Genomic DNA, 19,486 nt, shown 5'->3' with positions numbered 1-19,486 from the left:
GTCCGCCCACCGGCAGCCACCCTGCTATCAGCGGTGCACCAGGCATGGCGCAATCCCACGGCGCGCAGACCAGATCGCACCGCCTGGGACCGCAGCACCGCGTCCTAAGAGATGGGATCACGCGCTCAGCAACTGCCGCAGTACATACGGCAGGATGCCGCCCGCACGGTAATAGTCCACCTCGATGGGTGTATCGATGCGCAGGGTGACGGCCACTTCCTGGCAGGAACCATCCGCACGGCGGATGACCAGGCGCGCCTCGCTTTGCGGTGTGAGCGCGGGGTCTGGAATCACGTCGATCACCTCGTCGCCTTGCAGGCCCAGGCTCTGCCACGAGTCGTTGCCGCGCAGCTGCAGCGGCAGCACCCCCATGCCCACGAGGTTGGAGCGGTGGATGCGCTCGAAGCTGCGCGCCACCACCGCCTTGATGCCCAGCAACTGGGTGCCCTTGGCCGCCCAGTCCCGGCTGGAGCCGGTACCGTATTCCTCCCCCGCGAAGATCACCGTGGGCGTCTTGTTGGCGATGTAGTGCATCGCGGCGTCGAAGATGAACATCTTCTGGCCCTGCATCGGTCCCTCGCCCTGAAAGATGGTGACGCCCCCCTCCTCGCGCGAGCCGTCGGCCAGCGGCGGGATCATGAGGTTCTTGATGCGCACGTTGGCAAAGGTGCCGCGCATCATCACTTCGTGGTTGCCGCGGCGCGCGCCGTAGCTGTTGAAGTCGGGCTTGGCCACCCCGTGCTGCAGCAGCCACTGGCCGGCGGGAGAGGTTTCCGGGATGGAGCCTGCGGGAGAGATGTGGTCCGTGGTGATGGAGTCACCGAACAGCGCCATGATGCGGGCACCCATCACGGATTCCGAGGTTTTTTGGCCTGCAGCGCCCTGTTTACCATCGCTGGCAGCTACTGAATCGAGAGCAAAATCCGCAAAGAATGGCGGCTCCGCGATGTAGGTGCTGCCGGGCCACACATAGACGTCTCCGTCCACCCCGCGGATCTTGTTCCACAGGGCTCCGGGGTCGGTCTTGACCTTGGCGTAGTTCTCCTTGAAGGCCTTGCCGTTCATGGCGTACTTCATGAGCGCATGGATCTCGTCGCTGCTGGGCCAGATGTCGCCCAAGTACACGTCGCGCCCGCCCTTGCCCTTGCCGACCGGTTCGGTCATGAGGTCCTTGAGCACCGTGCCCGCGATCGCATAGGCCACCACCAGCGGCGGGCTGGCCAGGAAGTTGGCTTTGAGGTTGGGGTGGATGCGCGCCTCGAAATTGCGGTTGCCCGAGAGCACGGCCGCGCAGACCAGGTCGTTGGCGGTGATGGCCTCGTTGAGCTCGGGCGTGAGGTCGCCCGCGTTGCCGATGCAGGTCGTGCAGCCATAGCCCGCCACGGCAAAGCCCAGCTTTTCGAGGTAGGGCAGCAGGCCGGTCTCGCTGAGGTACTCGGTCACGATGCGCGAGCCCGGCGCCAGCGAGGTCTTGATGTGCGGCTGCACCTTGAGCCCGGCCTGCACCGCCTTCTGGGCCAGCAGGCCCGCGGCAAGCAGCACGCTGGGGTTGGAGGTGTTGGTGCAGCTCGTGATGGCGGCGATCAGCACGTCGCCGTGGCCCACGGTGAGCGCCTGTGCAGCGTCTTCGGGCACGGCGCACACCTGCGGGGCCGGGTGCGGCGCCTGCGCGGCGGCGCGCGCGGGGCGGTTGCCTACCATCTCGACCACATTGCGCGCCGCGCCGGGCTGGGGCTGCTGCGCCTCGGCGGCCGCATCGCCCACGCCGCAGCCCACGCGGTAGCGCTGGCCCAGGCGCTCGGCCGGCTGGTTGAAGCCGTTGGCGGCCACGGGCTGGCTGAACAGGGTGGTGAACTGCTGCTTGACCTGCCCCAGCTCGATGCGGTCCTGCGGGCGCTTGGGGCCGGCCAGGCTGGGCGTGACGGTGGACAGGTCCAGCGTGACAACCTCGGAGTAATCGATCTCGCCCGCCCGGGGCACGCCGAACATGTTCTGCGCCTTGAAGTAGGCCTCGAAGGCCTCGATCTCGGCCGCCGTGCGGCCCGTGCCGCGCAGGTAATCGACGGTCTTCTCGTCGACCGGGAAAAAGCCCATGGTCGCGCCGTACTCGGGCGCCATATTGCCGATGGTGGCGCGGTCGGGCACGGAGAGCGTGCGCGTGCCCTCGCCGAAGAACTCCACGAACTTGCCCACCACCTTGTGGCGGCGCAGCAGCTCGGTCACGGTGAGCACCAGGTCGGTGGCCGTGACGCCCTCGCGCAGCCGCCCGGTGAGCTCCATGCCCACCACGTCGGGCGTGAGGAAGTACAGCGGCTGGCCCAGCATGGCGGCTTCGGCCTCGATGCCGCCCACGCCCCAGCCCACGACGCCGATGCCGTTGATCATGGTGGTGTGGCTGTCGGTGCCGACCAGGGTGTCGGGGTAGTACACGCCGTCGGCCGTGCGGTGCACGCCGCGCGCCAGGTATTCCAGGTTCACCTGGTGCACGATGCCAAAGCCCGGAGGCACCACACCAAAAGTGCTGAAGGCCTGCATGCCCCACTTCATGAACTCATAGCGCTCGCGGTTGCGCTGGAATTCCAGCTTCATGTTCAGGTCGAGGGCCTTCTTCGTGCCGTAGTAGTCCACCATGATGGAGTGGTCCACTACCAGGTCCACAGGCACCAGCGGCTCGATCTTGCGGGGGTTGTGGCCCAGGCGCTGGGCCACGCTGCGCATCGCGGCCAAATCGGCCAGCAGCGGCACGCCCGTGAAATCCTGCAGCACGACGCGCGACACCACGAACGGAATCTCGTCCTTGCGCGGCGCATTGGGCGCCCAGCGAGCCAACTGCTCCACATGCTCTGCAGTGATGCGGCGGCCATCGCAATTGCGCAGTACGGATTCCAGCACGATGCGCAGGGACACCGGCAGCCGGTTCACTCCCGGAAACTGGCGCGCCAGCGCAGGCAGCGAAAAGAACTTGCCGCTCTTTCCCGCTGCCGTGGCAAACGTAGCGAGCGTGGAAGCAAAAGCGTGACCGGGGTTGCGGGAGGCTGCCATACAAGAACTCCTGTGGGTAACGACAGAGCCCATTTTGGCAGCGCCGCACTGCAGAGCCAACGCATCGCGAAATACCTTGACCCCACGCTGGGGCAATCGGGTTTAAATGAATACGCGTCCTGCGGTCGCCGCGCGGCCAGGAAGCACCGGTACACCGCTCCTGCACCGTATCCGTTAATCGGTGCGTGGGCCACTTTGCCGAGTGTCTGTCATCAGCGGGGCCCTTTGACGCGCCCACCATATTGCCGCGCACCGCGCCACGAATACTGCACCCTTCATAAGCGACAAAACCCGCCAAGGCCACGCCCCAGCGGGTTCTTCAAATCACACGCAAAACAGCGGTTAGGTCGGCCCGGAGAATTGCGCCGAGCCGCGCCGCCACGTGGTGTTCAAATAGCGAACTTCTCGCGGTCTTCGTTTTGAATCCATTTCGGCGCCTTGCCGCGGCCCGTCCAGGTCTGGCCCGTGGCGGGGTCGCGGTATTTGGGCGCGACCTTGGTTCCACTGGTTGCAGAAACGCGGCCCGTGCGGCCTGCAGGGAACACATCCTGCTGCGCCAGGCCATATTCCGCCACCAGTTCGCGCACCTGCGAGATAGCAGCCGTCAATTCACGGCGTCGCGCCTCGGTGATTTGCTGCTCAAGGGCTTCACGCTGTTTCAACAGTTCTTTGTAGCTGACGGTCATGGAGGTATGGAGCGTTAAGGATTAATGGGCACGCGGATTATAAAGTCCTAAACCCAATCCCGTTACAAGTTCATGGCAATTGGCCGCATAAAAAAGCAACAAACAACCCCAGCCCAGATCACTACCTCCCATGGACACACTCAAGGAACCTTTTCTCGCGCAGGTACACCAATGCACCCGTATCATTGCTTGCACCAAAATGGTGATTTGATTCAACTAGTTACCAACGTTTCTGGTTTGCGCAGCACTTTGCCAGCGTCGCATAGCCCTTCAAATAACCACCGATTCCACCCAGTTGGCGAGCACAATCGCCGCTTCTCCTGACTCTGTTCTAAGAATATGGCTCTATATTGTGTGGGCGACATCCAGGGTTGCGACGACGCCTTTGAACGCCTGCTCGCCACCATTGGTTTCTCGCCCAGCCGGGACACGTTGTACGTGCTGGGTGATCTGGTGAACCGCGGCCCGGACTCCGCCGCGGTGCTGCGCCGATGCATCACCCTCGGGGACAGCGTGCGGCCCCTACTGGGCAACCATGATTTGCACCTGCTCGCTGCCGCCTACGGCACGCGCCGACCGTCGCGGCGTGACACGCTGCAGGGCATCCTGCTGGCGCCGGATCGGGACGAGATGCTCGAATGGCTGAGGCACCAGCCGCTGGCGCGGCGTGTGCACCATGGCGGCGGCGACCTGCTGATGGTGCATGCCGGCGTGTTGCCACAATGGACGGCAGAGGAGACGTTGGCATATGCCGGCGAAGTCGAAGCCGTCCTGCAAAGCCGGGAGTTCGCCGGTTTTCTGCAGCAGATGTACGGGAATTCTCCCGACCTGTGGAGCCCGGAGCTTCAGGGAACGGACCGCCTGCGCGTGATCGTGAATGCGCTCACGCGCATGCGCTTTTGCTCACCCGAGGGCCGTATGGATTTCGAGAGCACCGAAAGCGCCTCCGAGGCGCCTCCAGGGCTGGTGCCGTGGTTTGACGCACCCGGACGTCGCACGCTGAACACACTGATCGCCTTTGGCCACTGGTCCACGTTGGGCTGGCTGGACCGGGCTGACGTCCTCGGGCTGGACACCGGGTGCGTGTGGGGCGGCTGCCTGAGCGCGGTGCGTTTCGGCACGACACTGGCCGACCGCGAGCGCTGCCACGTGGAATGCCCGCAGGCGCAAATGCCCGGTGCCTAGGCACGCTATCAACAAGGACAACGACACCTACTACAACCGTGGCGGCTTGGCCCTGATGGAAGTGCGCGAGCAGACCGTGCGCAACAACCGCGCCTGGGGCAACTCCGACCACGGCATCATGCTGCGCACGCTGCAGGATTCGGTGATCGAAGGCAACGTCGTGGCCGGCAACAGCCGGGGCTTCTTCATCTACGACGTGGAGTACATCAAGCTCAACAACAACCTGGTGGTGGACAACACCGTCGGCGTGCACCTGGCCGCGGGCTCGAAGAACAACGAAGTCGAAGGCAACGACTTCATCTCCAACCGCGAGCAGGTACGCTACGTGGGTGCGCGCGACGAGCGCTGGGGCGCCAAGAGCGGCAACCACTGGAGCAACTACCTGGGCTGGGACCGCGATGGCGACGGTGTCGGCGATGTGCCCTACGAGGCCAACGACATGGTGGACCGCCTGACCTGGCGCCACCCTAGCGTCAAGCTGCTGCTGGCCAGCCCGGCCGTGCAGGCCCTGCGCCTGGTGGGCCGGCAGTTCCCTGTGCTGCGCGTGCCATCGGTCGTGGACCCGAAGCCGCGCATGCAGCCCAGCAATCAACAATGGAGTGAATGGCGTGGCAAGCATTTCCCCGGCCAGTGACAACGTGGCCATCTCGCTGCGCGGCGTCGGCAAGCACTACGGCGCGCTGCACGCCGTGGACGGCGTGGACCTGGACATCCCCAAGGGCGAGATCTTCGGCCTGATCGGGCACAACGGCGCAGGCAAGAGCACGCTGTTCAAGATGATGCTGGGCCTGGTGAAACCCACGCAGGGCACGCTTTTGATCGCAGGCGCCCAGGTGGGTGGGCGGGGGTTCCGCGCCGCCCGCCGCCAACTGGGCTACCTGCCTGAAAACGTGGTGCTCTACGACAACCTGGACGGGTTGGAGACGCTGCGCTTTTTCGCGCGGCTGAAATCCGCCCCGCTGGCGCAGTGCGCGGACATTCTGGAGCGCGTGGGCCTGGCACACGCCGGCAAGCGCCCGGTGCGCGAGTATTCCAAGGGCATGCGCCAGCGCCTGGGCTTCGCGCAGGCATTGCTGGGCAGCCCGCGCGTGTTGTTCCTGGACGAACCCACCAACGGCCTGGACCCGCAGGCGATCCGCGACTTCTACGCCACGCTGCGGGGCCTGCAGGCCGAGGGCGTGACCATGGTCATCACCTCGCACATCCTCGCCGAACTGCAAGAACGCGTGGACCGGCTCGCCATTCTCTCGGCCGGCCGCATCCAGGCGCTGGGCAGCGTGCAGCAGCTGCGCGAGCAAACCCGCATGCCGCTGTCGTTCGAACTGGACATCGCACCCGCCGACCGGCCCGCCGCCGCACAGGCGCTGGAGCAAGCGACGGGCATCGTCCCCGAGCACACGCCCGAAGGCTTGCGCCTGCACTGCCCGCGCGAGCAGAAGATGGCCGTGCTGGCCGCCCTCGCGCCACTGGGCGCGCGCGTGCGCGACCTCAAGCTGCTGGAGCCCTCGCTCGAAGACGTGTTCTTCGGCTTCGCCGACTGACACACTGCCTACGACGTCCCATGGAACTGACCCAGATCTTCACCATCGCCGCCAAGGAATTCCGCGATCGCATGCGCAATCGCTGGGTGCTTGCGGTGGCCCTCGTCTTCACCGTGTTCTCACTCGTCATCGCCTACTTCGGCGGCGCGCAGCAGGGCACGGTGGGCTTTCGCTCCATCGAGTTCACCATCGCCAGCCTCGTCAGCCTGGTCATCTACCTCATCCCGCTGATTGCGCTGTTGCTGGGGTTCGATGCCATCGTGGGCGAGCGCGAGCGCGGCTCGCTTGATCTGCTGCTGGCCCTGCCCATTACCCGGCTGGAATTGCTGCTGGGCAAATACCTGGGCTTGGCGGCTGCGCTGGCGCTCTCCACCCTGGCGGGCTTCGGGCTGGTGGCGGTGCTGCTGTGGCGCCACATGAGCGCCAATGCCCTGTTCCACTACGGCGGCTTCATGATCAGCTCGGTATTGCTGGGCCTCGCATTCCTGAGCCTGGCAGTGATGCTATCGGTGCTGGCACGCGACCGCACGCGCGCCTCGGGTCTGGCCATCGCTACCTGGTTCTTCTTCGTGCTGGTGTTCGATTTGCTGCTGCTGGGCCTGCTGGTGGCCACGGGCGGGCAGTTCGCGGGCGATGCGTTCGCCTGGCTGCTGCTGCTGAACCCGGCCGACGTGTTCCGCATCCTCAACGTGTTCTCGCTCGAAGACGTGCGCACGCTCTACGGGCTCGCCAGCGTCGTTCCCTCGTCGCTGGGTAGCCCCGCAATCATGGGTGGCGTGATGCTGGCGTGGATCGCCCTGCCGCTCGCCATCGCCAACTGGAGATTCAAGCCATGACCTGTTCCTGCATCACCCGTCGCCGTGCACTGGGCATGGCAGCCTTCACGGCGCTGGCCACCAGCAGCCTGCTGGCTGGCTGCGGCGACAAGGCAACCGAACAGCAGTCCCTTGCGCCCGTGGAGATCGACCGTTCCACAAGTTGCGAGCTCGACGGCATGCTGCTTGCAGACTACCCCGGCCCCAAGGCGCAGATCCACTACGCGGGCCAGGAAAAGCCCTCCTTCTTCTGCGACACCATCGAACTGTTCAACACCCTGCTCGCCGGCGAACAAGTGCGTGCAGTGCGCGCCGTGTACGTGCAGGACATGGGCAAGGCCGACTGGAACGAACCCAAGGGCCACTGGATCGACGCCAAGACCGCCGTCTACGTGCTGGGCAGCAAGCGGCATGGCTCCATGGGCCCCACCATCGCCAGCTTCGCGCAGGAGGCCGATGCAGCCAAGTTCGCCGGTGAACATGGCGGCAAGGTGCTGCGCTTTGCGGACATCAAGCTCGACATGGTGGACCTGAGCGGCGGTGCGCTGCACGACACCCGCATGTAACAGTCCTTGCACCATGTCTGCATCCACCCTGAGTCCTCCGCCGCACCAGCCACGCCGCAGGCGCATGCTGGTTGCGGGCACGCTGGCGTTTGCAGCCGCGGCGGGCGGGCTCTGGGGCGTGCCGAGCCTGCGCAGCGCGCTGCGGCCCCAGCCGGCTCCCGCCCTGGAGCCGGACGTGTGCATCGTCGCACCCCCAACGCCGTACGACCCCGCGTCGGGCCTGCCGCCCACGGCAGCGCGCCCCATTCCGGTGGATGCGCGCTGTCCCGTGTGCGGCATGTTCCCCGCCCGTTCGCCCGACTGGGCGGCGCAGGTCATCTTTCGCAATGGCGACGCACAGTTTTTCGACTCGCCCCTGTCGCTGTTCATGTACCTGCAGGACGTGGCCCGCTACAGCCCCGGCCGCAGTGCACGGGACATCATGGCGCACTACGTCACCGACACCACGCGGCCAGAGCGGCCGCGGGCGGTGCCCGCTGGACGGACGCGCTGTCTGCCTATTACGTGCACGGCTCGTCGGCGCGGGGGCCGATGCGCGCCGGCAATCTGCCCGCGTTCTCGACACGGGAGGCCGCACAGGCCTTTGCCGCACAGCGCGGCGGCACAGTGCTCGCCTTTGGCGCCGTGGACGCCCCCCTGATCGCGCAGTTGGCGGGCCCTGGCGGGCACCATCATCCCTAGCATTCGCTATTAAAAATATAGCTATTAGCGCTTATTCCGCAAGCGCTAGGGGCATTTTTTATCGAAAAGGCCGCTGAACGGCGGCCTGTGTTTTCAGTGGGTTGATGGCTCGGCCGTAGAGGCCTGCGGTGCCTTGAACAAGGCGGGTAATTTGCGCTTGGGCTTGATGTTGGCGGAGATGCCGCCACGCGCGGGCGATGCCTTGGGGGCCACCTCCCAGCTCGCCGACGCACCGGCCGAGGTGCCGGCCTCGTAGGGCTTGTCGAAGAACGGATCGCGAGACGCTGCAGGCGCAGAGCGGTACGCGCTGCGCTCGCGGCTGCGGGGGGCGGCTGGAGCGCCCTCGCCCGAATCGTCACCGCCCCAGGCGCGGCGGCCGTCGTTGTAGCGGCCCCGCTGACGATCTTCCTGCAATTCCAGCGGTTCCAGCTCGATCTTCTTCTTGATGAGCTTCTCGATATCCGCCACCAGGCGGGTATCGCTGCTGGCCACCAGCGTGACGGCCAGACCCGATGCGCCGGCGCGGCCCGTACGGCCGATACGGTGCACATAGTCCTCTGCATTGAAGGGCACGTCGTAGTTGAACACCGCGGGCACGTCTTTGATATCCAAGCCCCGCGCCGCCACGTCGGTGCAGACCAGCAGGTCCACCTCGCCGCTCTTGAAGGCTTCCAGCGCCTTCAGTCGCTCGTCCTGGCTCTTGTCGCCATGCAACGCGGCGGTCTTGAGACCGTCGCGCTCCAGGCTGCGGGCCAGGCGCGCGCAGCCCAGCTTGCTGTTCACGAAGATGAAGGCCTGCTTGAGGCCGCGCTCGTTCAGCACATGGCGGATGGCGCGGCGCTTGTCGTCGCCGTCTACCGCGAAGAAGCGCTGCTCCACGGTGGAGGCGGTCTCGTTGGGGCGCGCGACCTCGATGGTGATCGGGTCCTGCAGATAGCTGCCGGCCAGGCGCTTGATCTCGGGCGAGAAGGTGGCGGAGAACAGCAGCGTGGTGCGCTGCTTGGGCAGGTAGGAGAGGATGCGCTGCAGGTCGGGCAGGAAGCCAATGTCCAGCATGCGGTCGGCCTCGTCCAGCACCACGTACTCGACCTGATTGAGCACTGCGTTCTTGGCCTCGATATGGTCCAGCAGACGGCCGGGCGTGGCCACCAGCACCTCGACGCCCTTTTTCAGCTCGATGGTCTGCGGCTTCATGTCCATGCCGCCAAACACCACCGTGCTGCGCAGCTTGGTGTACTTGGCGTACAGCGCGATCTGCTGCGCCACCTGGTCCGCCAGCTCGCGCGTGGGCAGCAGCACGAGCGCGCGCACAGGGTGGCGCGCGGGAGAGGCTGAACTGTTCTCGTGCTTGAGCAGGCGCTGCAGCAACGGCAGCGAAAAAGCCGCCGTCTTGCCGGTGCCGGTTTGCGCCGCACCCATCACGTCCTTGCCGGTCAGCACGACAGGGATCGCCTGCGCCTGGATCGGCGTCATGTTCTCGTAGCCCATCTCGGCTACGGCGCGCTTGAGCGGCTCGGCCAGCGCAAGAGTGGAATAGGGTTGTGTCATGAAGCCGCTATTGTCGCATTGCAGCAGCGGCGAAGGCCAACAAGGCCGTTAACGGCCTGTACCGGGGCGTCTCCTGCTTGGCGCGAAAACGACGGCTTAGCGCGCGTTCACGGTGTCAAAGCGACTGTGCATTGAAAGTGTTGCAGCCTTGCACACTGCCGGTCTTGAACCCCTGCGTGAACCACCGCACGCGCTGCGCGCTGGAGCCGTGGGTGAAGGCATCGGGCCGCACGGTGCCGGTCTGCTGGCGCTGCAGCGCGTCGTCACCGATCTGCTCGGCGGCGTTCACCGCGGATTCGATGTCGCCCTGCTCCAGCCAGTTCTTGGCCTGTTGCGAATGGTGGGCCCAAATGCCGGCGTAACAGTCGGCCTGCAGTTCCAGCCGAACCGACAGCGCGTTCTGCTCGCGCTGGCTCACGCGCCCGCGCATGCCGTCCACCTTGCCGGTGGTGCCCAGCAGGGTCTGCACATGGTGGCCGACCTCGTGCGCGATCACGTAGGCGCGGGCAAATTCGCCTGGCGCACCCAACTGGCGACTCATGGTGTCGAAGAAATCCATGTCCAGGTACACCTTTTGGTCCCCAGGGCAGTAAAACGGCCCCATCGCGCTCTGCCCCGTGCCACAGGCCGTGGGCGTGGCGCCGCGGTAGAGCACCAACTTGGGCTGGCGGTACTGCGCCCCACCTTGCTGGAACACCTGCGTCCACACATCCTCCGTGGACGCCAGGACGGTGGAGACGAAGGCGGCCTCACGGTCGCCCTGCGGCGGACGCTGGGCCGGCCCCTGTTGGACCTGCGGCGCGCCCCCGCCCGACAGTACGCCGATGGTGGTCAGCGGGTTGATGCCAAACACACCCCAGCCGATGAGCGCCACAACGATGGTGCCAATGCCGATCGAGCGTCCGCCGATGAAGCCGCCCCCGCCGCCGCTGCGCCGGTCTTCCACGTTGTCCGATTCGCGATTGCCTTCCCATCTCATGGGTGATCTCCTGCGTGTACGACGCACCAGCCGCCGATGTTACGCCCGCGGCGGCACCCTCGGGATTTCGCGCCGCGCACTACTGCGCGGCCAGCAACATGTCCGGCGACGGGCGCGGCTGCAGCGTGTGGTTGACGTACTTCGCCATCCGTTCGTGGGCTTGGTGCGTGTGGCGTTCCACCACCGCCTGCAGCACCCACAACTGCGCAAGGATGACGATGGCGGCACCCAGCCACATCCAGAGGCTGGGCGTGGGCGCAGATTTCAAGGGCGGATCCCATGGCCGTGGCGCAGCGGGGGAGGCGGGATCATGGATGGTGTGGGACATGCAGTACTCCTGAAACACTGCAGCCATCCTAGGCAGCGCCACGCAGCCGTACCACCGGCGCAGGGCCAGCCTGCGTGTAGGACGGCGGCAAGCGCCGGCGCAGGAGTCGGCGCGCACCCCACGGTCCAGGCCGCGGTCCTTCAGACAGGTCCTTCAGGCCTTGGGCAGCGTCACCCCGTGCTGGCCCTGGTATTTGCCGTTGCGGTCCTTGTAGCTCACGGCACATTCCTCGTCACCCTGGAAGAAAAGCACCTGCGCGCAGCCCTCACCCGCGTAGATCTTGGCGGGCAGCGGCGTGGTGTTGGAGAACTCCAGCGTCACGTAGCCTTCCCACTCGGGCTCGAACGGCGTGACGTTGACGATGATGCCGCAGCGCGCATAGGTGCTCTTGCCCAGGCAGACGGTGAGCACATCGCGCGGGATGCGGAAGTACTCCACGGTGCGCGCGAGCGCGAAGCTGTTGGGCGGGATGATGCAGTAGTCGCCCTCGAAGTCCACGAAGCTCTTTTCGTCGAAGTTCTTCGGGTCCACCACGGTGCTGTGAATGTTGGTAAAGACCTTGAATTCACGCGCGCAGCGGATGTCGTAGCCGTAGCTGCTGGTGCCGTAGCTGATGATCTTGCGCCCGTCCTGCTGCCGGATCTGGCCGGGCTCGAACGGCTCGATCATGCCGTGCTGCTCGGCCATGCGGCGGATCCATTTGTCGCTCTTGATGCTCATGGGGTACTCCTGGCGCGTATTCTAGGCGAATGAAAGCTACTTAAATGATAGCTGCTGGCGCTTGATACATAAGCGTCAGAGGCAAATATTTCATGCAATGACTGTGCGCTCGATCAAACGGTCGTCGCCGAGCACGATCATCGCGAACAGCAGTTCGTCCAGGTGGGCGGCGCCCGCCGTGCGCCGCGCCAGCAGCGGGGTCGCTGCAGGATTCAGCACCACGAAGTCGGCTTCGCAACCCGGCTGCAGGTTGCCCACCACGCCATCCAGCCCCAACGCCCGCGCGGCACCGGCGGTATGCAGCCACCACAGCCGTTGCGGCGCCAGGCTCAGTCCCGTCTTGGTCTGCCCCTCCCGGCCTACGTAGTACGCGGCCAGCATCGTGTGAAAAGGGCTGAAGCTGGTGCCGCCGCCCACGTCGCTGGCCAAGCCGTAGCCGAAGCCCATGCGGTCCGCGCCCGCAAAGTCAAACTGGCCACTGCCCAGGAACAGGTTGCTCGTGGGGCATACGGCAGCCACCGCGCCGCTCTCGCGCATGGCGGCGCGGTCCTCGTCGTCGAAATGGATGCAATGCGCGTACACCGCGCGCTCACGCAGCAGGCCGGCACGGGCATACACATCCAGGTAGCTGCGCGTGCCGGGGAACAGCTCCTGCGCCCAGCGGATCTCCTGCTGGTTCTCCGCCACATGGGACTGCACCCATACGTCGGGGTAGCGCGCGGCCAGAGCACCCGCGCCGCTCAGCTGCTGCGGCGTGCTGGTGGGGGCAAAACGCGGCGTGATCGCATAGCCCAGCCGGCCCTGGCCGTGCCAGCGCTGGATCAGCGCCTCGGTGTCGATCAGCGACTGCTCGGTCGCGTCGCGCACGCCGTCGGGCGAGTGGCGGTCTTGCAGCACCTTGCCGGCAATCAGGCGCAGCCGCCGCGCATGTGCCTGCGCCATCAGCGCATCCACCGAGCCCGGATGCGAGGTGGCGAAGGTGAGCGCCGTGGTCACGCCGTTGCGCTGCAGCTCATCCAGGAAGAAGCCCGCCACCCCCGCGGCGTAGTCCGCATCGACAAAGCGCGACTCGTGCGGGAAGGTGTAGTTCTCCAGCCAGGGCAGCAGGCCTTCGGCGGGTGATCCGATCACGTCCAGCTGCGGGTAGTGCACATGCATGTCCACGAAGCCCGGTGCAATGATGCGGCCGGGCCAGTGGGTCACCGGCTGCGAGGCCTGAGGAAGATAGAGGGGCGCCAGCGCGCGCCACGCGCCGGCGGCGTGCACGCGCTGCACGCCCCGGTCATCGGGCGCGGTGGCCAACAGGCCGTCTTCTTCGTACAGGGCCGTGCCGTCGTCGGCAAAGCGCAGGAGCGCAGATCGGTAAAGGTGCATGGCCCCGGATGATGCCCGCAATACCGGGGGGCGTCAGGGCGCGATGCTGGCGCCGTTTTCGTACCAGCGTTTGAAGGTTTCGCGCTCTTCGTCGGACAGTGCGCCCGGGTTGCCAAACGGCATCTTGCGCAGCTGCACCACCTGTTGGTAGATCTGCTGCGCGTGGCTCTTCACGTCCTGCGGGGTGTCGAACTTCACGTTCTTCTGCGCGACGGTATTGGCGCTGTGGCACACCACGCAGTGTTTTTGTATGACGGCGTGCAGTTGTTCGTAGCCTGCGGCGGCCGGCGCGGCGGCGGACACGGCTGGCGCAGCCGGCTTGAGCCATACCACCACGCCCAGCAGCACCACCACGCCGACGGCCGCATAAGGCCAGGGATGGCCGTTGCGGCCCAGCTTGTAGCCGTGGCGCATCACGAAGAACTGGCGAATGGCCGCGCCTGCGAACATCATGAGGATCAGTACCAGCCAGTTCTGCCCATGGTTGTAGAGCCAGCCGTAGTGGTTGGAGAGCATGGCGAACAGCACCGGCAGCGTGAAGTACGTGTTGTGCACGCTGCGCTGCTTGCCGCGCTTGCCATGCACCGGGTCCACCGGCTGGCCGGCCTTCAGTGCCGCCACCACCTTGCGCTGGCCGGGAATGATCCAGAAGAACACGTTGGCGCTCATCGAGGTGGCGAGCATTGCGCCCATCAGCAGGAAAGCCGCCTGGCCGGGGAAGATGCGGCAGGCCAGCCACGCGGCGATGCACACCAGGACCAGCACCAGCGCCCCCACGATGGCATCGCCGTTGGTCTTCTGGCCGAACACGCGGCAGATGCCGTCGTACAGCAGCCAGAACACCACTAGGAAGGCCAGTGCCGCCGCGATGGCCATGGCGGGCGACATGAGCGGGTCGGCCGGATGCACCAGGTAGATGCCCGCGTTCCACAGATACGAAACCGTAAGCAGCGCAAAGCCGCTGAGCCAGGTGGTGTAGCTCTCCCAGAAGAACCAGTGCAGATGGTCCGGCAGCTTCGGGGGCGCCACGTTGAACTTGACCGGGTGGTAGAAGCCCCCGCCGTGCACAGCCCAAAGCTCGCCGTTCACGCCCTGGCGCTTCAGGTCCTCGTCTACCGGCGGCGTGAGGCTGCTGTCCAGAAAGACGAAGTAGAACGAGGAGCCCACCCAGGCGATGGCAGTGATGACGTGCAGCCAGCGCAGCAGCAGATTGGCCCAGTCGAGGAAGTAGCTTTCCATCGTGTTTCAACCTTGGCGGCCCGGCGGGCCGCCTGCAAGCTGCTCACCACTGCGGGCGCTCTGAGCAGAAAAAGAGGGGCCGCGCACCGTGGCAGGAAGCTGCCGGGGCACCGCTGCGACCCGTTTTGTGAACAGGAAGTGTATGCACTTTTCTGGCAACGGCCGCTGGAATGGCCCAGGGATTGTCCCTAACCCTGCAGGATGTAATCCGGATGCTGGGCGCATACGTCATCCACCGCGCTGAGCGTGCCCGACAGGTGCTCGCGCAACGCCTCCTGGGCCGCGGGAGCGTTCTGCCGGTCAATGGCATCGAGGATGGCCCGGTGCTGGCGCATGATGACGCCCGTCTTGCCTGCGGTGGGCAGGTGCAGGCGGCGCAGGCGATCCACATGGCCGGAGTAGCGGCGCACCAGCGCCCACAGGCCCATGACGCCGGCCGCCTCATACATCAGGCGGTGAAAGCCGTGGTCCGCTCCCAGAAAGTCGTCATAGCGCTGCGCGGCCGCCAGCGATTCCTGCAGTGCGCACTGCGCCTGCAATTGCACTACCAGGCCGGGGGGCGGCTGCAGCGCCAGCGTGCGCACGATCTCCAGCTCGATGGAGCGGCGCAGGAAGTGCGCTTCACGCGCGGCCGCCACGTCGATGCGGCTGACCAGCGTGGCGTGCTGGGGAAAGACTTCCACCAGGCCCTCCTCTTCCAGGCGCAGCAGCGCCTCGCGGATGGGCGTCTGGCTCACGCCAAATTGCCCGGCCAGCTCGCTGCGCACCAGCATCGCGCCGGGCACCAGCTCCAGCGTCAGAATGGCCTCGCGCAGGCTTTCGAAGACCTGCGGGGCGGCCAGGCGCGCACGGTCAAGGCGGAACTTGGTCAGTATGGGCATACGTGGATTCTCGCATTCGTGCACTAATATATTAGTGTTCCAATATTTCAAATGGCACGCCTTCACGGCCGTGCCCGCCTCTCCTTTTCTCTGTCCACACACTTCCCAAGGATTCCCATGTCTGCTTCCTCCCCCCACGGCCTGCTCATCAACGGCGAATGGGTTTCCACGTCCCAGGCCGCGCCCAACACCAATCCCAGCAACCTGGCCGATGTGGTGGGCGAATACGCCCAGGGCGACGCCTCGCACGTGGACGCCGCCGTAGCGGCCGCCACCGCTGCCTTCCCCGCATGGAGCACGTCGGGCATCCAGGCGCGCCACGATGCGCTGGACAAGATCGGCAATGAAACCCTCGCGCGGCGCGAGGAGCTGGGCGCGCTGCTGGCGCGCGAGGAAGGCAAGACCCGCGCAGAAGGCATCGGCGAAGTCGCCCGCGCCGGGCAGATCTTCAAGTTCTTCGCCGGCGAATGCCTGCGCCTGGCGGGCGAGACCGTGCCCTCGGTGCGCCCCGGCATCGGCGTGGAGGTCACGCGCGAGCCCATCGGCGTCGTGGGTCTGATCACGCCGTGGAACTTCCCCATGGCCATCCCCGCCTGGAAGATCGCGCCAGCCCTGGCGTTCGGCAACTGCGTGGTGTTGAAGCCCGCCGACCTGGTGCCCGGCAGTGCGTGGGCGCTGGCCGAGATCATCCACCGCTCGGGCATCCCCGCCGGCGTGTTCAACCTGGTGATGGGCCGCGGGCGCGTGATCGGCGAGGCGCTGGTGCAGCACCCCGGCGTGGCCGCCATCAGCTTCACCGGATCGGTCGGCGTGGGCCGCGGCATCGCCCAGGCGTGCGTGCAGAACGGCAAGAAGGTGCAGTTGGAGATGGGCGGCAAGAATCCGCAGGTGGTGCTGGACGATGCCGACCTCGCGCAGGCGGTGGAGCTGTCCGCACAGAGCGCGTTCTATTCCACGGGCCAGCGCTGCACGGCGTCCAGCCGCCTGATCGTCACCCAGGGCATCTACCCGAAGTTCATCGAGGCGCTGCAGGCACGCATGGCGAAAATCAAAGTGGGCGATGCGCTGGCCACGGGCACCGACGTGGGCCCTGTGGTGAGCCAGGCGCAGCTGGAGCAAGACCTGTCGTACGTAGAGATCGCCAAGGCCGAGGGCGGCGTGCTGGCGGCCGGCGGCCTGCGCGTGGCCTGCCACACGGGCAGCGGCAACGAAGGCTTCTTCATGGCGCCCGCGCTGTTCGTGGACACGGCGCCGGCGATGCGCATCAACCGCGAAGAGGTGTTCGGCCCCGTGGCCAGCGTGATCCGCGTGCGCGGCTACGACGAAGCCCTGGCCGTGGCGAATGACACCGAATTCGGCCTGTCCGCCGGCATTGCCACCACCAGCCTGAAATACGCCACGCACTTCAAACGCCATGCACAGGCGGGCATGGTGATGGTGAACCTGCCCACGGCCGGGGTGGACTACCACGTGCCCTTCGGCGGGCGCAAGGGCTCCAGCTACGGCCCGCGGGAACAAGGCCGTTACGCGCAGGAGTTCTTCACGACGGTGAAGACGGCCTATACGCTGGCGTGACCCACGCAACTCCTGTATTAATAGCTGCTGGCGCTCGCTCCATAAGCGCCAGCGGCCATTTTTATACGCAATCTCAGGCCAGCCGCTGCAGCAACTGCGCGGCCACGGCCACGGCGATCACCTCGGGCTGCTTGCCGGCGATTCCGGGCACGCCGATCGGGCAGGTCACCTGCGCCAGCTCGGTATCCGAGAACCCCCGCGCCGTCAGCCGGTGGCGGAAGGTGGCCCACTTGGTGCGGCTGCCGATCAGGCCGATGAACGGCAGATCGCCGCGCGCACGCTGCCGTGCGAGGCACGCCGCCACGATGTCCAGATCCTCCGCGTGGCTGAAGCTCATGATGAGCACGAAGGACTGCGGCGCCAGGCCCGGCACGGCCGCCTGTACCGGGTCGGACTGCTCACAGACCACGGACGCGCCGTCCCCCTGCGGCGGGAACACGCCATCGCGGCTGTCGATCCAGTGCAGCGCAAACGGCAGCGGCGCCAGCACCCGCGCCAGCGCATGCCCCACATGGCCGCCGCCGAACAGCGCCACCGGCCGCAGCCGCGGTGCCAGGCGCTCGCGCAAGGCCGGCGCGTCAGCAGCCCCCACGCATTCAAACCGCAGCTGCACCACGCCGCCGCAGCACTGCCCCAGGCTGGGGCCCAGCGCATGTCGCACGAGCGGCATGCGCGAAGGGTTGCCAGCCAGGTGCTCCGCCAGGCGTTCACGCGCTTCGCGCAGCGCCTGCAGTTCCAGGTGGCCGCCGCCGATGGTGCCGACGAAGTCGTCGCCCGCCGCGAACACCGCGAGCCATGCCCCGGCTTCCCGCGGCGCCGAGCCTTGGGTAGACTCCACCGTCACCAGGCAGGCGGGTGCGGTCTTGATACGCTCCAGCAGGCAGTCCAATGCCTTCACTCGCTGATTCCTCCAGCTTGATTCATGCGCGCCACCGCCTTGGTCGTGGCCCGCGGTACAGCATAGCGACAAACACCATGCCACAGCTGCCTTCCGCCCCGCCCTCTTCGGCCCAGCGTGCATCCCGTGCGCGGCGAACGTGGTGGCTGCCCGCCGGGGTGATGGCATTGGTCGCGGCGATCGTCTCGGCCTGCAAGTCGGGGCCCGAGGGGCCCTCCGCCCAGGACTCGCGCCTACCGGGCAGCGACGCGCGCGTCACCGGCCCGGTGCCGGCCGCCCAGGGCTCGGCACGCGCGTCCTCCGCGGCCACCCCGCGCGCCTACCGGCAGGATGCCGCCAGCCACATTTATGGCCTGAATGCAGCGCGCATCTACAAGGGCAAGCTGCCGCCGCTGCTGCACGCCATTGGCGTGCTGGAGGTGGACATCGACCGCGCGGGCCGCGTGACTTCGCTGCGCTGGATGCGTGCGCCCCGCCATGCGCCCGACGTGGTGGCCGAGATCGAACGCACGGTGCGCGCGGCAGCGCCCTTCCCCGTGCCCACGCGCATGGCGCGCGTGACCTACACCGACACCTGGCTGTGGGACAAGTCCGGGAATTTTCAGCTCGACACGCTGACCGAGGGCCAGCTCTAAGACGCCGCCGCACAGGCCTCCGCGATGGCGCGCGCCCTGGTTTGCAAGGCGCGAATCACAGCAATAGCCGTAGCGACTGCGGGCATCTGCACCGCCGCAGCCCGCCCAAAGCAGGCATGCGCGACTCGCAAGAATTGGATCCGCGTTGCCCTGCGCCGCGCGGCACACGGCGCGGGCTTGCAGCATCAGGACCCGCGGTAGGTGGAATAGCTCCAGGGGCTGACCAGCAACGGCACGTGGTAATGCTGGTCGGCGTGGGCGATGCCGAAGTCCAGGCTCACGCGGTCCAGGAATGAGGGCTCGGGCAGCATCACGCCCTTCGCCTTGAAATACGCCCCCACATCAAACGTCAGCCGGTAGGTGCCGGTGCGCAGGCTGGCGTTGTCGAACAGCGGCGCATCGGTGCGCCCATCGGGGTTGAGTACCAGGCGCTTGACCAGCGTGGCCTGGTCACCCTGCGTGGCATACAGCGCCACTACCATGCCCGCCGCGGGGCAACCGTGCATGGTGTCAAGAACGTGGGTGCTGAGGCCCATGGTGAAGTCTCCTGATGGCAAGCCGCGGCCCGCCGATGGTGATGAGGAATGCGCTGGCGAATGGGCAGGCAAGTGATACGCTTCCCGTCCCCACGAACAAAGTGTATACAACTTTTGTACGCGATAAACACCACGTCCTGTGGTGCGCCATCCAGGACAGTTCCCGCGCGGATCGCCTGATGGGGAACAGCCGGCAGGCCGCGCGTACTCAGACAGGGCGCGTCCGCGCCAGCAGATCAAAAAAGTGAGCTGCCAGC

Annotated in this window: 18 protein-coding genes and 2 pseudogenes; 9 read left to right on the top strand and 11 right to left on the bottom strand. The window is 66.5% G+C overall.

The annotated features are described in order from the left end of the window. Positions 1–117: 117 nt before the first annotated feature. The gene (locus K2L43_RS05860) at positions 118–3,042 is read right to left on the bottom strand and encodes an aconitate hydratase (protein WP_220638693.1); all 2,925 of its coding nucleotides are present in this window, start codon (positions 3,040–3,042) and stop codon (positions 118–120) included. A 389-nt stretch (positions 3,043–3,431) separates the two neighbouring features. Further along, the gene (locus K2L43_RS05855) at positions 3,432–3,728 is read right to left on the bottom strand and encodes an H-NS histone family protein (RefSeq protein WP_220638692.1); all 297 of its coding nucleotides are present in this window, start codon (positions 3,726–3,728) and stop codon (positions 3,432–3,434) included. Positions 3,729–4,067: 339 nt separating this feature from the next. Here K2L43_RS05855 and K2L43_RS05850 point away from each other — a divergent pair, with 339 nt between their 5' ends. From K2L43_RS05850 to K2L43_RS19190, 7 genes and pseudogenes are all read left to right on the top strand, one after another. Continuing rightward, complete coding sequence (locus tag K2L43_RS05850) at positions 4,068–4,913, top strand: symmetrical bis(5'-nucleosyl)-tetraphosphatase (RefSeq protein ID WP_220638691.1); 846 nt, start codon at positions 4,068–4,070, stop codon at positions 4,911–4,913. Between the two features lie 13 nt (positions 4,914–4,926). Beyond that, a pseudogene (locus tag K2L43_RS05845) lies at positions 4,927–5,547 on the top strand (NosD domain-containing protein); the annotation flags it as partial. After that, entirely contained in the window at positions 5,522–6,454 is a 933-nt protein-coding gene (locus K2L43_RS05840; RefSeq protein ID WP_220638690.1) for an ABC transporter ATP-binding protein, read from the top strand. The pseudogene K2L43_RS05845 and the gene K2L43_RS05840, both read left to right, overlap by 26 nt. A gap of 20 nt (positions 6,455–6,474) precedes the next feature. Continuing rightward, complete coding sequence (locus tag K2L43_RS05835) at positions 6,475–7,290, top strand: ABC transporter permease (protein WP_011804568.1); 816 nt, start codon at positions 6,475–6,477, stop codon at positions 7,288–7,290. Next, on the top strand, positions 7,287–7,835 hold the full coding sequence (locus K2L43_RS05830) for a nitrous oxide reductase accessory protein NosL (protein ID WP_135149101.1): 549 nt from the start codon (positions 7,287–7,289) through the stop codon (positions 7,833–7,835). Before K2L43_RS05835 ends, K2L43_RS05830 begins: the two co-directional genes overlap by 4 nt. 13 nt (positions 7,836–7,848) lie before the next feature. Continuing rightward, positions 7,849–8,226: pseudogene (locus K2L43_RS19195) on the top strand (hypothetical protein); the annotation flags it as partial. A 113-nt stretch (positions 8,227–8,339) separates the two neighbouring features. Next, entirely contained in the window at positions 8,340–8,516 is a 177-nt protein-coding gene (locus K2L43_RS19190; RefSeq protein ID WP_370633104.1) for a nitrous oxide reductase accessory protein NosL, read from the top strand. Between the two features lie 93 nt (positions 8,517–8,609). Here the strand turns inward: K2L43_RS19190 and K2L43_RS05820 are convergent, their stop codons facing one another. The 7 genes from K2L43_RS05820 to K2L43_RS05790 form a co-directional block, all read right to left on the bottom strand. After that, positions 8,610–10,064 carry a DEAD/DEAH box helicase gene (locus K2L43_RS05820; protein WP_047350813.1) on the bottom strand — a complete coding sequence of 485 codons (1,455 nt, stop codon included), beginning with the start codon at positions 10,062–10,064 and terminating at the stop codon, positions 8,610–8,612. Between the two features lie 115 nt (positions 10,065–10,179). Then, positions 10,180–11,043 carry a neutral zinc metallopeptidase gene (locus tag K2L43_RS05815; protein ID WP_047350812.1) on the bottom strand — a complete coding sequence of 288 codons (864 nt, stop codon included), beginning with the start codon at positions 11,041–11,043 and terminating at the stop codon, positions 10,180–10,182. Between the two features lie 79 nt (positions 11,044–11,122). Continuing rightward, complete coding sequence (locus tag K2L43_RS05810; protein WP_220638689.1) at positions 11,123–11,371, bottom strand: hypothetical protein; 249 nt, start codon at positions 11,369–11,371, stop codon at positions 11,123–11,125. A 153-nt stretch (positions 11,372–11,524) separates the two neighbouring features. Then, entirely contained in the window at positions 11,525–12,091 is a 567-nt protein-coding gene (gene dcd / locus K2L43_RS05805) for a dCTP deaminase (RefSeq protein ID WP_011804563.1), read from the bottom strand. Positions 12,092–12,181: 90 nt separating this feature from the next. After that, positions 12,182–13,465, bottom strand: a complete 1,284-nt coding sequence (gene guaD, locus K2L43_RS05800; RefSeq protein ID WP_220638688.1) for a guanine deaminase — start codon at positions 13,463–13,465, stop codon at positions 12,182–12,184. 33 nt (positions 13,466–13,498) lie between these two features. Further along, on the bottom strand, positions 13,499–14,704 hold the full coding sequence (locus tag K2L43_RS05795; protein WP_135149572.1) for a urate hydroxylase PuuD: 1,206 nt from the start codon (positions 14,702–14,704) through the stop codon (positions 13,499–13,501). Between the two features lie 188 nt (positions 14,705–14,892). Next, positions 14,893–15,585: a GntR family transcriptional regulator gene (locus K2L43_RS05790; protein ID WP_220638687.1), complete on the bottom strand. Its 693-nt coding sequence runs from the start codon at positions 15,583–15,585 to the stop codon at positions 14,893–14,895. 117 nt (positions 15,586–15,702) lie between these two features. On the opposite strand from K2L43_RS05790, the gene K2L43_RS05785 reads away from it, so the two are divergent. After that, positions 15,703–17,160, top strand: a complete 1,458-nt coding sequence (locus K2L43_RS05785; protein WP_220638686.1) for an aldehyde dehydrogenase family protein — start codon at positions 15,703–15,705, stop codon at positions 17,158–17,160. A 73-nt stretch (positions 17,161–17,233) separates the two neighbouring features. On the opposite strand, the gene xdhC is transcribed toward K2L43_RS05785, so the two are convergent. After that, positions 17,234–18,058: a xanthine dehydrogenase accessory protein XdhC gene (gene xdhC / locus K2L43_RS05780; RefSeq protein WP_220638685.1), complete on the bottom strand. Its 825-nt coding sequence runs from the start codon at positions 18,056–18,058 to the stop codon at positions 17,234–17,236. A gap of 161 nt (positions 18,059–18,219) precedes the next feature. Between xdhC and K2L43_RS05775 the strand changes: the two genes are divergently transcribed. Further along, positions 18,220–18,693 carry a hypothetical protein gene (locus tag K2L43_RS05775; protein WP_220638684.1) on the top strand — a complete coding sequence of 158 codons (474 nt, stop codon included), beginning with the start codon at positions 18,220–18,222 and terminating at the stop codon, positions 18,691–18,693. 185 nt (positions 18,694–18,878) lie between these two features. Here the strand turns inward: K2L43_RS05775 and uraH are convergent, their stop codons facing one another. Further along, positions 18,879–19,229, bottom strand: coding sequence for a hydroxyisourate hydrolase (uraH, locus tag K2L43_RS05770; RefSeq protein ID WP_011804556.1), 351 nt, complete (start codon positions 19,227–19,229; stop codon positions 18,879–18,881). Between the last annotated feature and the right edge of the window lie 257 nt (positions 19,230–19,486).

This window comes from Diaphorobacter sp. MNS-0, assembly GCF_019602835.1.
GTDB classification, from domain to species: domain Bacteria; phylum Pseudomonadota; class Gammaproteobacteria; order Burkholderiales; family Burkholderiaceae_C; genus Diaphorobacter; species Diaphorobacter nitroreducens.
Note: the sequence above shows the minus strand (reverse complement) of the source record. Positions and strands in the feature narration are given on the sequence as shown.

Excerpts from the sequence above, each read along its gene's own strand:
- K2L43_RS05815 (WP_047350812.1), bottom strand. The coding sequence starts at position 11,043 with ATGAGATGGGAAGGCAATCGCGAATCGGACAACGTGGAAGACCGGCGC.
- K2L43_RS05790 (WP_220638687.1), bottom strand. The coding sequence starts at position 15,585 with ATGCCCATACTGACCAAGTTCCGCCTTGACCGTGCGCGCCTGGCCGCC.
- dcd (WP_011804563.1), bottom strand. The coding sequence starts at position 12,091 with ATGAGCATCAAGAGCGACAAATGGATCCGCCGCATGGCCGAGCAGCAC.
- K2L43_RS05820 (WP_047350813.1), bottom strand. The coding sequence starts at position 10,064 with ATGACACAACCCTATTCCACTCTTGCGCTGGCCGAGCCGCTCAAGCGC.
- K2L43_RS05830 (WP_135149101.1), top strand. The coding sequence starts at position 7,287 with ATGACCTGTTCCTGCATCACCCGTCGCCGTGCACTGGGCATGGCAGCC.
- uraH (WP_011804556.1), bottom strand. The coding sequence starts at position 19,229 with ATGGGCCTCAGCACCCACGTTCTTGACACCATGCACGGTTGCCCCGCG.
- K2L43_RS05785 (WP_220638686.1), top strand. The coding sequence starts at position 15,703 with ATGTCTGCTTCCTCCCCCCACGGCCTGCTCATCAACGGCGAATGGGTT.
- K2L43_RS05835 (WP_011804568.1), top strand. The coding sequence starts at position 6,475 with ATGGAACTGACCCAGATCTTCACCATCGCCGCCAAGGAATTCCGCGAT.
- K2L43_RS05850 (WP_220638691.1), top strand. The coding sequence starts at position 4,068 with ATGGCTCTATATTGTGTGGGCGACATCCAGGGTTGCGACGACGCCTTT.
- K2L43_RS05795 (WP_135149572.1), bottom strand. The coding sequence starts at position 14,704 with ATGGAAAGCTACTTCCTCGACTGGGCCAATCTGCTGCTGCGCTGGCTG.
- K2L43_RS05855 (WP_220638692.1), bottom strand. The coding sequence starts at position 3,728 with ATGACCGTCAGCTACAAAGAACTGTTGAAACAGCGTGAAGCCCTTGAG.
- guaD (WP_220638688.1), bottom strand. The coding sequence starts at position 13,465 with ATGCACCTTTACCGATCTGCGCTCCTGCGCTTTGCCGACGACGGCACG.
- K2L43_RS05775 (WP_220638684.1), top strand. The coding sequence starts at position 18,220 with ATGGCATTGGTCGCGGCGATCGTCTCGGCCTGCAAGTCGGGGCCCGAG.
- K2L43_RS05810 (WP_220638689.1), bottom strand. The coding sequence starts at position 11,371 with ATGTCCCACACCATCCATGATCCCGCCTCCCCCGCTGCGCCACGGCCA.
- K2L43_RS05860 (WP_220638693.1), bottom strand. The coding sequence starts at position 3,042 with ATGGCAGCCTCCCGCAACCCCGGTCACGCTTTTGCTTCCACGCTCGCT.